The sequence below is a fragment of the Rhodococcus sp. KBS0724 genome (assembly GCF_005938745.2).
Taxonomy (GTDB): domain Bacteria; phylum Actinomycetota; class Actinomycetes; order Mycobacteriales; family Mycobacteriaceae; genus Rhodococcus_F.
Genome location: NZ_VCBX02000001.1, coordinates 5,148,361 through 5,161,184 on the forward strand (window position 1 = coordinate 5,148,361; position 12,824 = coordinate 5,161,184).

The following is a 12,824-nucleotide window of genomic DNA, read 5'->3' on the forward strand; positions in this document are numbered from 1 at the left end:
CGAGCGTGCCCGATCAGGAACAGAGATTGCACGACCTACTGGTCGACTTGGTGAGCAACACCCATCGCTTCACCAAGATGGCGACGTCACTTGCTGCCGATCGCTACCCCCGGACCTGGCTCCGCGCACTGGCGTTGCTCGAGGAATACGGCGAAATGCGAATCAGTGACTTCGCCAGAATCGATCACTGCTCACAGCCGTCGGCAACCGCTGTGATGCGCACTCTCGGCGAGCGCGGTTTGGTCGAACGACGCCCGGATCCGGACGACGCCCGAGCCGTACTGGTCGCAATGACCGATGTGGGACGAAAGACCCTAGCTGACGGCCGACACGCCATCGCTGACGCCCTGATTCCGCATTTTGCCGACCTCGAACCCGAGCAAATCGAACGCCTGACCGTGGGATTGGCCGAGCTGCGATCGATGATCACATCGGCAAGGCCTTCGGCCCTGTGAGCCCTTTCCGGTAGCGCGAACTACCGGAAAAAGCTCACGGGGCGTCAGCTCAAGTTGAGATCGTCCAAGCCCAGAAGCGAGCGGTACTCCACACCCTCTGCACCGATAACGGCGTCGGCGCCGGTCGCGCGATCCACCACTGTCGCCACACCGACCACGATGGCGCCCGCATCACGAAGTGCCTTCACCGCGGTGAGCGGAGAGTTACCCGTGGTCGTGGTGTCCTCGACAACCAGAACACGCTTGCCAACCACATCGGGGCCCTCGATCTGACGCTGCATTCCGTGAGCCTTGGCGGCCTTACGGACGACAAACGCGTCGATCGGACGGCCGGGAGCGTGCATCACTGCCATCGCCACCGGGTCTGCGCCCATGGTCAAACCGCCCACGGCGTCGAAATCCCAGTCCGAAACGAGTTCACGCAGCAGTGAACCGATCAACGGTCCTGCCTTGTGGTGAAGCGTCGCGCGGCGAAGATCCACGTAGTAGTCGGCTTCCTTGCCCGAGGACAACGTCACCTTTCCGTGCACAACTGCCAGTTCGCGCACCAGCGCAGCCAAATCTTCACGATCGCTCATGAGTGCTCAGCCTACCGACCACAGCGCCGTCGCAATAATCAACGTACGACCTGTTACGTACGACCCCGCCCGCGTCCGACAAGGTTGGTCATCTTACGAACCAGACCCTTGGGCACCAGACGTCCGGCAGTGGTGAGGATCTTGTACTGAATGCCGGGAATGCTGATGACCTTGTTGTCGCCGAGGTCCTTCATCGACGTCGCAACCACCTGATCGACGCTCAACCACATCGGCTTCGGAATCGACGACATCTCGATTCCAGCTCGCTCGTGGAACTCCGTCCGGATGAACCCCGGGCACAGCGCTTGAACTCGAACTCCGGTTCCGGCCAGCCCGCCGGACAATCCTTCGGTGAACGAAATCACGTAGGCCTTGCTGGCCGAATACGTCGAACCGCGCCCGGACAGCAGTCCCGCGACACTGGCGACATTGACGATGGTTCCGTTCGCGGACGCGATCATGCTGGGCAACGCCGCACGGGTCAAGCGCATAACGGCAGTGACATTGACGTCGAGTTGAGCTTGCAGAAGAGCCGGATCAGCGGTCCAGAATTCACCGGACGTACCGAACCCGGCGTTGTTGACCAGGACGTCCACGCCGCGGGCCAACCGGTCGGCGACCGCGTCACGACCAGGTTCCGTGGCGAGGTCGGACACCAGAATTTCCGATTCGGTCCCGAACATCGCGGACAGTTCGGAGGCAAGATCACGCAATCTCACTTCGTCCCGTGCAACAAGCACCAGGTCGTAGCCGATCGACGCATATTTCTTGGCAAACCCGGCACCCAGACCTGACGTAGGGCCGGTGACCAGGGCTACAGGACGCGCAGGGCGATCCGAGTTCGATGACGACATACCGGCCACGCTAGTGCGTCGAGGCTCCAAACGTGCGGCTTACACGCGGCTCAATCGACGGGGCGTACGGTTCCCGAGCGCTGGGTGCCGGTATTCGGTTTCGGCGTGGTCGGCGGGGCGGGAAACTCGCGACGAGGTGCATCCGGGGCAGCACGACGAGGCAATTCGGGCGCCTCACGACGCTGCGATTCGGGAACCTCACGAGGGGCCTGTTGTGCGTTGCGAACGGCCTGCGGTGCTTCCCGGTTCTGCGGTGCTTCCCGGTTCTGCGGTGCTTCGCGGTTCTGGGATGCATCAGCGCCTTCGCCGCGGGGTCGAGGACGGCTCGGGTCGTGGTCGACTTCGAGTTCACGCGGATCCGTGACGGGAGGGAGAACGTGCAAGATGCCGGACAACCGCGCGACAGCTTCGATGGCAGCATCCCAATCGCGCCCCGTGCTCGAGACCGGAAGAGAGCCGAGAGTCCAGCGACCCTCACTCCACAGCATGCTGATTGCCGGCGGAACTGATTCGGTGAACGCGACCATGCGCTGGTCACAGACCCGTCGAGCGATTTCGAGGTCGGTGGCAAACACGACGCGCGGGCCGATTGCGCCCAGCAGGTTGAGGTCGCCGTCCTTGGGCGGTGCCGTCGATTTGAGCCGTAGGTCAATGTCGACGTCAGACCCGATTTCGCGTCGAACCGCCACGATGGTTGCGGTTTCCTCGAGGTCGAAGAGCACGAACTGCTCACCCCGCCTGGTACCGCGCACGACGTCGGTGGCGGTCAGATAATCCTGCTTGGCCATCGCTGCACGGTGCCACTCGCCGGCAAGCTGATCGTCGGCACCGGTGTACGTGTAGCCCTGCGCTTTTGCCCAAATCTGCCGTACGCGGCCGGATTGATCACGCCTTGTTCTATCGACGTACAGAAGCGCACCCGCGCCTGCGAGTGCCACTAATGCGAGTCCGAACCACATTCCAGTCATCACTGCCAGCCTAGCGACTTCCGTCGACAACCTCCCGCAACACCCTGACGAATCCCCCGGTGTGTCCCACGCGACCTCAGTCCGGTTCAGTTGCCGAACGACGGCAACGATGTATCGAGAATGGTCTTTGCGGTCATCGTTCCGTTCTCCACGGCGGTGCCGTCGACGACGATGTTGTCACCTGGTTGCAGGTCAGCGACAGACGAGCGATTGAACGCGATCAACGTCGTCTCGGACGTAGTGAGAATGGTGGTCTGAGATCCACCGATCGAGTTGATGACCAGGGTGCCGCCGTCGTTGGACACGACTGTGCCGACAGCTCCGCCGGCTTGGCCGATGACATCACCGAGGCCGCCAGGCAGTTTGTCGAGCGGCGACGACGTCGGCGACGGCGCAGGTGCGGTGGTCGTAGGTTTTGGCGTCGTCGGCGCAACAGTGCTGGTGGGCGGAGCGAAGGCCGTCTGCGTTCCCGATTCACCCGAGGAACCGAACAGTGAAATCCCGATGATCGCGACTACGGCAACCAGGATGCCGACAACTCCGGCCGCGATCCAGGTCCCGAGCTTGCGCCGCTTCCCACCATCCGGTGGCCCACCATCCGGCGACCGACTGTCCAAGAACGGTTGTTCCGGCGGCACCCCGCCGCCGCCTCCACCCGCAACCGGATACTGCTGTGTCTGCCCGTACTGCTGCGTCTGCCCGTACTGCTGCGCGTCGTACGTCGGGTACGCCTGCGTCGCGCCGGGCGGCGGGGCCTGCGGATCGAATTGCGGGTTGTACGGCGGAAACGCCTGCGTCGGGTTCGGCTGGCCCTGCTGGTTCGGCTGGCCCTGCTGGTTCGGCTGGCCCTGCTGGTTCGGCTGGCCCAAGTACTCGGTGTTCTGATCCGGCCCACCACCGTAGGGATACTGCTGTTGACCTGGGTACTGCTGCTGCCCCTGATTTTGGTACTGCTGAGGTATCTCGAAATGCTCGGTCGGCTGGTCCGACTTACACGGATCGTTTTGATCGGTCATTCCTGGCCACCTTCATGTCGGACGTACGGGTGCGGGCTACATCTGCCGTACGAGGATCCAGCCGTCCAGCGTAGACAAAATCCAGGGTAGAGAAAACGCGAATGCCCCGCCGATCCGTGTGGATCGACGGGGCATTCCGCTTACTGGATCAGGACAGAACCAGTTAGGACAGAACCAACTGGTCCGCGTCCTCGCTGACACCGACGTGCACGGTGTCGCCGTCCTGGACCTTGCCGGCCAGGAGCAGCTTGGCGAGCTGGTCGCCGATCGACTGCTGGACGAGTCGACGCAGAGGCCGAGCGCCGTACAGCGGGTCGTAGCCGCGCACCGCGAGCCACATCCGAGCCGCACCGTTCACCTCGAGGGTGAGTCGACGCGCAGCCAGACGCTTCTGCAGCTGCTCGAGCTGGATGTCCACGATGTGCTCCAACTGCTCTTCGGAGAGCGAGTCGAAGATGACCACGTCGTCGAGACGGTTGATGAACTCGGGCTTGAACGCGTGACGTACCGCGTCCATGACCTGCTCCCTCGTTCCACCGGATCCCAGGTTTGAGGTCAGGATCAGGATGGTGTTGCGGAAGTCCACCGTGCGGCCTTGACCGTCGGTGAGTCGGCCTTCGTCGAGCACTGCGAGCAGTACGTCGAACACGTCGGGGTGTGCCTTCTCGACCTCGTCGAAGAGGACCACCGAGTACGGGCGTCGCCGAACTGCTTCGGTGAGCTGGCCGCCGGCTTCGTAACCGACGTATCCCGGAGGGGCACCGACGAGTCGGGCCACCGAGTGCTTCTCACCGTATTCGCTCATGTCGATGCGGATCATCGCGCGCTCGTCGTCGAAGAGGAAGTCCGCCAAGGCTTTGGCGAGCTCCGTCTTACCGACGCCGGTCGGGCCGAGGAACAGGAACGAACCGGTGGGCCGATTGGGATCGGCAACGCCTGCACGGGCGCGGCGAACCGCATCCGAGACGGCGACGACGGCGTCAGTCTGTCCGACAACGCGCTTGCCGAGTTCGGACTCCATGCGGAGCAGCTTCTCGGTTTCGCCTTCCATCATGCGACCGGCCGGAATACCGGTCCAGGCTGCGACCACGTCTGCGACGTCGTCGGGCCCGACCTCTTCCTTGAGCATCACGTCGCCGTCGGAGGCGGCGCCGGAAGCCTCTGCTGCGGCTTCGAGTTCCTTCTCCAATGCGGGGATGCGGCCGTACCGCAGCTCGGCTGCCTTGCCCAGATCGCCGTCACGCTCAGCGCGTTCGGACTCTCCTCGCAGGGATTCGAGCTGTTCCTTGAGCACGCGCACCGAGTCGATGGCCTGCTTCTCGTTCTGCCAGCGAGTGCTGAGCTGGCTGAGCTTTTCGCGGTCGTCGGCGAGTTCCTGGCGCAGCTTTTCGAGCCGCGCCTTCGAGGCGTCGTCGGTTTCCTTCTCGAGTGCCACTTCCTCGATTTCGAGTCGGCGAACTGTGCGTTCCACCTCGTCGATCTCGACGGGACGCGAGTCGATCTCCATGCGCAGACGCGATGCTGCTTCGTCGACGAGGTCGATGGCCTTGTCCGGCAGGAACCGCGACGTGATGTAGCGGTCCGACAGCGAAGCTGCTGCTACCAGTGCGGAGTCGGTGATGCGCACGCCGTGGTGCACTTCGTAGCGCTCCTTGAGGCCGCGCAGGATGCCGACGGTGTCCTCCACCGAGGGCTCACCGACAAGTACCTGCTGGAAGCGACGCTCGAGTGCGGCGTCCTTCTCGATGTACTTGCGGTATTCCTCGAGCGTGGTGGCACCGACCAGTCGCAGCTCACCGCGGGCGAGCATCGGCTTGATCATGTTGCCTGCGTCCATCGCGGATTCGCCGGTGGCTCCGGCGCCGACGATGGTGTGCAGCTCGTCGATGAAGGTGATGACCTGTCCGGCGCTGTTCTTGATGTCGTCGAGAACTGCCTTGAGGCGTTCCTCGAATTCACCGCGATACTTGGCACCGGCCACCATGGACCCGAGGTCCAGGGAGATGACGGTCTTTCCGCGCAGCGATTCCGGGACGTCGCCCGCGACGATGCGTTGGGCCAGGCCCTCCACGATCGCGGTCTTACCGACGCCGGGCTCACCGATGAGTACGGGGTTGTTCTTGGTACGACGCGAAAGCACCTGCACAACGCGTCGAATCTCCGTGTCGCGGCCGATCACCGGGTCGAGCTTGCCGCTGCGTGCGGCTTCGGTGAGGTCGGTGGAGTACTTTTCCAGCGCTTGGTAAGTGCCTTCCGGCTCCGGGCTGGTGACACGCGCGCTGCCGCGAACTGTGGTGAATGCCTCACGGAGCGCGATGGGTGTCGCACCGTGATTCTTCAGCAGGGTCGCGACGTCGGAATCACCGTCGGCAAGTCCGTACAGCACGTGCTCGGTGGAGACGTACTCGTCGTCCATCTCGGTGGCGAGGTGCTGCGCGGAGGTCAGCGCCGCGAGTGCTTCACGCCCGAGTTGGGGTGTGGAGCTGGCACCGGTGGTTTTCGGCAGGCGATCCACCAGATTCTGAGCTTCGCGATGCACGACGGTGGGATCGACGCCTACTGCTTTGAGCAGCGGGCCGGCGATTCCGTCGGTTTGGTCGAGGAGTGCGACCAGCAGGTGTGCCGGTCGAATGTCGGGGTTACCCGCCGACGACGCCGACTGCAGTGCAGCCGTCATCGCAGCCTGGGTCTTGGTTGTTGGTGTGAACGAGTCCACTTGTCACCTTTCTGGCCGGGCTCCGGTCGCCACAAGCGCGTCGAAGTCGAAGTTGTGGGCCGCTCCGGGTGGTGGTGCGGCCGTGTCAATATGCTCAACGCGGACAAACTTGAGTCTATTCCGCTCAAGTTTGTTTTGGCCAGTTCGATTCCAACTTTCCCAGCCGTACTAGAATTGGGGCGAGTGTTGCTGCTGTTGCGAAAGGGGTGTCGTTTGGATCCGACGGTGATCGCCCGCCTGCAATCCAGCCTCGACGCTCTGGCCGACGACGACGACTCTCGCGCCCACTTTTCGGCTCTGTTCTATACCGCCCTCTTTGCCGAACATCCTCTGTACCGCTCATTGTTCCCGGCCGGCATGGAGTCTCAGGGGCACAGGTTTGTCACCGCGATCGAATTTGTCGTGAAGAATTTGCCGCAGCAGCGCCGGATCCGGAAGTTCCTGAATCAACTCGGCCGCGACCACCGTCGCTACGGTGTCGAACGCGAGCACTACCGGGCCGCTGGGGTTGCTTTGCGGCGTGCCGTGAAGTCGATGCACGGAACCAGCGCTCACAGCCGATACAAGTGGACACCGGAACTCGACGACGCGTGGTCCGAGTTCGCCGAGTTCGTCGTGAGCACGATGGCGGAAGGCGCCGAGTCCGACACAACCCCGGCATTGTGGGGCGGGACCGTCGTCAGCCACGAACGGGTGCTCGACGATCTTGCGATCGTGCGCCTCGAAACCGACCCGCCCATTCCGTACGGAGCCGGTCAGTACGTCGGGGTGCAGATTCCCCAACGCCCCCGAATGTGGCGGTACTACTCCCCCGCGATCCCGACCAACCCTTTCGGTCAACTCGAGTTCCACGTCCGCAAGGTCTCCGGCGGCTGGGTGAGCCCGGCAATCGTCAGTGAGACCAATATCGGCGATCAGTGGGTCATGTCCACTCCCCTCGGCGGCCTCGAGGTGGACTTCACGGACGACCGCGACGTTCTCATGATCGGCTCAGGCACCGGAATCGCACCGTTGCGCGCCCAGGTGATGGAAATGTCTCAGCGAGCGAAGAATCCGCGTGTTCATCTTTTTGTCGGCGGACGCTACCCGTGTGATCTCTACGATCTCGAGACCCTGTGGCACATTTCGCTCAGCAATCCGTGGCTGACCGTCGTACCGGTGTCCGAGGAAGCCGAGAATCCGTGGTGGCACAGTGGGCCGGCACTCGAGCCGCCGTTCGGTATGCATTCGCGACTGACCGGACCCATCGGTCGCGTCGTGGCGCGGTTCGGTTCGTGGGCGGACCGTCAGATCCAGATCTCGGGGTCGCCGTCGATGATCAAGACCACGATCTACGCGTTGCGGGCCGGCGGCACTCCACTCGACCAGATCCTGCACGACCCGCTCTACTGACTTTCAGGAGACACCATGACTTCACGATCCTGGACCAGCACCGTCGTCGAACATCACCGCTTGCGTGAGGATCTGGCCGTGGTCCGCCTGGTCGGCGACGTCGTGCCGTTCCGGCCCGGTCAGTACGTGGATGTGAGCGTTCCGCAGAATCCCCGTTTGCTTCGTCGGCTGTCTCCCGCGCTGCCACCGTCACAGGACGGGAAGCTCGAGTTCCACGTCAAGACCGTTCCCGGCGGTTGGGTCAGTGGTGCGATAGTCAAAGACACTCAACCGGGCGACACTTGGACGATCATCGATCCGCGCGGCTCGCTTGCCGTCGACGAGAACGGTCCGCCCGTCATCATGATCGCGGGCGGAACCGGGTTGGCGCCGATGCGGTCGATCATCCTCGATCTGGCGCAGTCTCCGAATCCGCCTCTGGTCTACCTGTTTTTCGGCGGTCGCACGCTCCGCGACCTGTACGCGGCGGACATGCTGTGGATACTCGCCCATGAACTGCCGTGGCTGCAACCGATTCCCGTCGTCGAAGATCTCACGGACGCCGGCCCACCCGACGGCTGGGCCGAAAGACTCGGCGTCGACATCGGTTTCGGCGAGGACCATTTGGTCGAGGGAACGCTGGCCGACGTCGTCTCGTCGTACGGGGCTTTCACCGAGCATCAGGTGTTGGTGTGCGGATCGGCTGCGATGGTGCGTTCGACGCGAGATCGTCTGATTGCGACGGGGACTCCGGCCGAGGTCATCAGCTTCGACCCTTACTGACGGTCAGTACGTCGGATCACTCCGGACTGTCGCGGCGTCGATGCCGACGGCCCGGAGCCGGAATTTGGTGCTGTTCACGACGGATTCGTTGCCGACGAGTTGGATGTCGTATCCCGCCCAGCCTCCGAACGAGGTGACAACCTTGCCGACTTTTCCGGTCAGACGCTTCTGCATACCGATCGGCGACAGCGGTTCGGCCTCGGTGTGCCACCACGGGTTGGTGTCGTCTTCCGATACCGGGATGACGGTGAGCCACGGATGTCGCTCGGCGAGGGCCCACAGATGTGGGAGGTCGTACAGATCGCACGGATGAGTACCGGAGTAGAACAGGTGAACCTTGCGAGTGTTGCCGCGGCGGACCAGTTCCAGGATCTGCGCGCGCAGCGGCGCAACGCCGGTTCCCGACGCGATCATCAGGAGATCCTTGGTGTTCTCCGGAATTCCGAGGGCGCCGATCGGTGATCCGATCACCCAGGTGTCTCCGACGGTGGTCTGGGTGACCATCGCGGGGCTGACCCAGCCGCCGGTCACCTGGCGGATGTGGAACTCGATGATTCCCGAACCGTCCGGCGGATTGGCCGGGGAGAGATATCGCCACATCCGGGGACGCGCGGCAACCTGCACGCTGACGTATTGACCGGGCCGGTAGTCCATGGGCTGATCGAGTTGGACTCGCACGATCGCGACTCCTTTGATCGCGGTGCGCGTCTCGATCACGGTGGCGCTCCACGCGGGCGGTCCGTCTTGTGCGTTTGCCGCATCCATCATGGCGGCGGAAATGACGGCCAAGGCGTTGCGCCAGGCGCTGTCGACCTCGTCGGTCCACATCTCGGCGCCACCGAACATCTCGAACGCTTCGATCATCGAATTGCCGACGGCTTGGTAATGCTCGTCCGTTACACCGTATTTGCGATGATCGCGGCCCAATTGCGCGAGGTATTCGAGAATTTCGCCAGTCTCGTCGAGTCGTTCGACAACGTAAGCTATCGCCGTGAACAGACGGTCACGTTGCACGTCCATTGCAGCCGGAAAGAACTCGCGCGTCTGCGGCGATCGCGCGAACAGCAGCGAATAGAAGGTCCGGGCAAGCCGCTCCGGGCCACCTTCTTCGGCGACGATGGACTTGAAGCTCGACCGGACCAGAGAAATTGCTTGCGAATCCACGCTTATCCCCGTTTGCTTGTCCTGGTCCCGATGTCTCGCGGCAGACCCGCCGCAAACTTTCCGAGGGGAGCTTATGTCACAAATGTCCCACTCGTAAATGTTTGGCCGTATATGTCACACGTCACGTCCATTTTTTCGGTACGCCCGTCCCTTTTTCGCTGGGGGGTGCAAAATAAGCAAGGGTTTCGACACGCTCGACAGTTGAGCTAACGTCCAGCGAAATCCAAACCAGCCAAACAGGAGTCGTGCCGTGGATATTGTTCGACCGGATGCATTGCCAACAGGTAGCGCTCCTTCAGCTCCGCACGTAACACATCCTCCGGTACCAACCGATCTTCAACGCCGCGAACTCGAGTGCGTGGAGTTCTTCGACTCCCCCGAACTGAGCCACCTGCCGACGTCGAGACGGCACGAAGCGCTCCGCGAACTGCACCGGACCGGAACGTACACGCACACCCCCGAAGAACTCCTGGTCGGAGCCAAACTCGCGTGGCGCAACCACGCACGCTGCGTCGGACGCGCACATTGGCGCACCCTCAAGCTGCTCGACGCCCGCGATGCCGTCACCGCCGCCGCGCTCGCCGAGGCCTGCTGGGAACACTTGCGCGTGTCGACGAACGGCGGCGCACTGCAGTCCGTCGTCACCGTCGGACCGCTTCCGCGAGAGGACGGACAGGAGTACCGCATCCTGAGCCCGCAACTGATCCGCTACGCCGGCTACCGGCAGTCGGACGGCACAATTCTGGGCGATCCGTGGCACGTCGAACTGACAGAACAGGTTACGTCGATGGGCTGGAAGGGCGCCGGTACCCCGTTCGACGTTCTACCCCTGCTCATTTCGGTTCCGGACGAACCACTCCAATACTTCGACGTGCCTGCCGACCTCGTTCTCGAGGTACCCATCGAGCACCCCGACTACCCGTGGTTCGCTGACCTGGGCCTTAAGTGGCACGCGGTCCCGGCCGTCTCGGACATGAATCTCGATATCGGCGGAATCGTCTACCCGTGCACTCCGTTCAGCGGTTGGTACGTCAGTACCGAAGTGGGCGCTCGCAACTTCAGCGACACCGATCGCTACAACATGCTTCCCACCGTGGCGGCGCATCTGGAACTCGACACCAGCACCGATCGAACTCTGTGGAAAGACCGCGCGCTGGTCGAATTGAACCGCGCAGTTATTCACAGCTACCGCAAGTCCGGCGTCATCATGGTCGACCACCACACTGTCGCAAAACAATTCATCGACCACATCGCTCGCGAAGAGAAGGCGGGACGCAAGTGCCCGACGGACTGGTCCTGGGTGAACCCGCCGATGTCCAGTTCTCTCACTCCGACGTTCCATCGCCTCTACGACGAGCCTGATCTCTCCATCCGCCCCAACTTCGTGACGAAGAAGAAGGGCACCGACCAAGGTCGGTGCCCCTTCCATCAGTGATAGCGCTCGGTGATCATGCTCAGAACGGGATCTGCCCCAACGCAACTCCGACCACGAGCATCGTGATCGAGATGAGGCCGGCTCGCCACAGGACCTTCTTGTGGTGATCCGCCAAGGACACACCGGCTAACGTCACGAGCAGCAGAATCGCCGGAACCAGCGGGCTCTGCATGTGGACTGCCTGCCCGGTGATCGATGCCCGGGCCATTTCCACCGGCTCGATTCCGTACTGCGCCGCCGTTTCCGACAGCACCGGCAGAACACCGAAGTAGAAGGCGTCGTTGGTCATGAAAAACGTCAGCGGAATGCTCAGGACGCCGGTGATGACGGCCAGGTGGGAGCCCATCGCGTCGGGAATGACCTGCAAGAGCCACTCGGCCATTGCCTCGACCATGCCGGTTCCCTGGAAAACGCCGGTCAGCACGGCCGCCGCCAACACCATCGCGACAACGGACACGATGCTCGCCGAGTGCCGGGCAATTGCCTCACCCTGATCCTTGACGGCCGGGAAATTCACCGCGAGTGCGATCGACGACGCGATCATGAAGAGCACCGGAATGGGCAGCACATCCATGACGAGGACAACCAGAAGGATCGTCGTCAAGGCAGCGTTGAACCACAGGAGCTTCGGCCGCAAGGTGTCCCGCTTGGGATCGAGGCCGTCGATGAAGCGTCCGGTGTCGCCGCCGTCGTCGGTGTTGCCAAGGCCGTCGGTGTTGTCGGTGCCACCCGTTCGCGGCGTTCCGGCGCTGGAAGTTCCTCCGTTTCCGACCTTTTCGAGGATGCGTTCAGAAGTGAGGACCAAAGTCCCGATGCGTCGACGCTCCATGATCCCGAGATGAACGGAAAACCCGAGCACCATGATCAATCCGACGACCAGCGACGGCACCATCGGAACAAAGACGTCGGACGGCGAAAGTCCCAAGGCGCTTGCTGCCCGGACGGTGGGACCGCCCCACGGGATGATGTTCATCGTCGCGTTGGCGAGACCCGCGACCACGGTCAGCACCACGGGACTTACTCCGAGTTTGAGGTAGAGCGGCAACATCGCGGACGTCACGATGATGAATGTCGTGGAACCGTCGCCGTCGAGAGAAACCACCATTGCCAGCACTGCGGTGCCGACCACCAATCGCATCGGATCGTCACGCACCAACCGGAGGATGAACTTCACGAGCGGATCGAAGAGTCCGACGTCGATCATGATGCCGAAGAAGATGATCGCGAAGAACAACAGCGCTGCGGTGGGGGCAAGCGATTTGATGCCGTCCGTGATCATGTCGCCGATCCCGAGTCCCGCCCCGGCCAGCAACCCGAAGGCTACGGGGACCAGGGTCAGCCCCACCACCGGTGTTGCACGTTTGGTGAGGATGAGAAACATGAACACCGCAACCATGAGGAAGCCGAGTGTGACGAGCATGGTGAACTCCTTTGCGTACGGAACGAGGAGATAGAGGCACGACAAATCGAGCCGGTGTCTTCGC

11 protein-coding genes are annotated in these 12,824 nt (G+C 62.8%); 4 read left to right on the forward strand and 7 right to left on the reverse strand.

The genetic code is table 11. The features are described from left to right. Window positions 1–5 precede the first annotated feature (5 nt). Window positions 6–455 carry a MarR family winged helix-turn-helix transcriptional regulator gene (locus tag FFI94_RS23765; protein ID WP_138869973.1) on the forward strand — a complete coding sequence of 150 codons (450 nt, stop codon included), beginning with the start codon at window positions 6–8 and terminating at the stop codon, window positions 453–455. Window positions 456–499: 44 nt separating this feature from the next. On the opposite strand, the gene pyrE is transcribed toward FFI94_RS23765, so the two are convergent. From pyrE to clpB, 5 genes are all read right to left on the reverse strand, one after another. After that, the gene (gene pyrE, locus FFI94_RS23770; protein ID WP_138869974.1) at window positions 500–1,033 is read right to left on the reverse strand and encodes an orotate phosphoribosyltransferase; all 534 of its coding nucleotides are present in this window, start codon (window positions 1,031–1,033) and stop codon (window positions 500–502) included. 53 nt (window positions 1,034–1,086) lie between these two features. Next, a complete protein-coding gene (locus FFI94_RS23775) occupies window positions 1,087–1,887 on the reverse strand; it encodes an SDR family oxidoreductase (protein ID WP_138869975.1) in 801 nt (266 codons plus the stop codon). 50 nt (window positions 1,888–1,937) lie between these two features. Then, window positions 1,938–2,846 carry a hypothetical protein gene (locus FFI94_RS23780; RefSeq protein WP_260684517.1) on the reverse strand — a complete coding sequence of 303 codons (909 nt, stop codon included), beginning with the start codon at window positions 2,844–2,846 and terminating at the stop codon, window positions 1,938–1,940. Window positions 2,847–2,941: 95 nt separating this feature from the next. Then, on the reverse strand, window positions 2,942–3,871 hold the full coding sequence (locus tag FFI94_RS23785) for a hypothetical protein (RefSeq protein WP_260684262.1): 930 nt from the start codon (window positions 3,869–3,871) through the stop codon (window positions 2,942–2,944). Between the two features lie 163 nt (window positions 3,872–4,034). Beyond that, entirely contained in the window at window positions 4,035–6,587 is a 2,553-nt protein-coding gene (gene clpB / locus FFI94_RS23790) for an ATP-dependent chaperone ClpB (RefSeq protein WP_138869976.1), read from the reverse strand. A gap of 213 nt (window positions 6,588–6,800) precedes the next feature. Here clpB and FFI94_RS23795 point away from each other — a divergent pair, with 213 nt between their 5' ends. After that, a complete protein-coding gene (locus FFI94_RS23795) occupies window positions 6,801–7,979 on the forward strand; it encodes an FAD-binding oxidoreductase (protein ID WP_185993301.1) in 1,179 nt (392 codons plus the stop codon). A gap of 15 nt (window positions 7,980–7,994) precedes the next feature. Then, on the forward strand, window positions 7,995–8,741 hold the full coding sequence (locus FFI94_RS23800; RefSeq protein WP_138869978.1) for an FAD-binding oxidoreductase: 747 nt from the start codon (window positions 7,995–7,997) through the stop codon (window positions 8,739–8,741). Between the two features lie 3 nt (window positions 8,742–8,744). Here the strand turns inward: FFI94_RS23800 and FFI94_RS23805 are convergent, their stop codons facing one another. After that, on the reverse strand, window positions 8,745–9,905 hold the full coding sequence (locus tag FFI94_RS23805) for a globin domain-containing protein (protein WP_138869979.1): 1,161 nt from the start codon (window positions 9,903–9,905) through the stop codon (window positions 8,745–8,747). 250 nt (window positions 9,906–10,155) lie between these two features. On the opposite strand from FFI94_RS23805, the gene FFI94_RS23810 reads away from it, so the two are divergent. Further along, complete coding sequence (locus FFI94_RS23810; RefSeq protein WP_138869980.1) at window positions 10,156–11,340, forward strand: nitric oxide synthase oxygenase; 1,185 nt, start codon at window positions 10,156–10,158, stop codon at window positions 11,338–11,340. 19 nt (window positions 11,341–11,359) lie between these two features. On the opposite strand, the gene FFI94_RS23815 is transcribed toward FFI94_RS23810, so the two are convergent. Beyond that, entirely contained in the window at window positions 11,360–12,760 is a 1,401-nt protein-coding gene (locus FFI94_RS23815; RefSeq protein WP_138869981.1) for a CitMHS family transporter, read from the reverse strand. Window positions 12,761–12,824 lie beyond the last annotated feature (64 nt).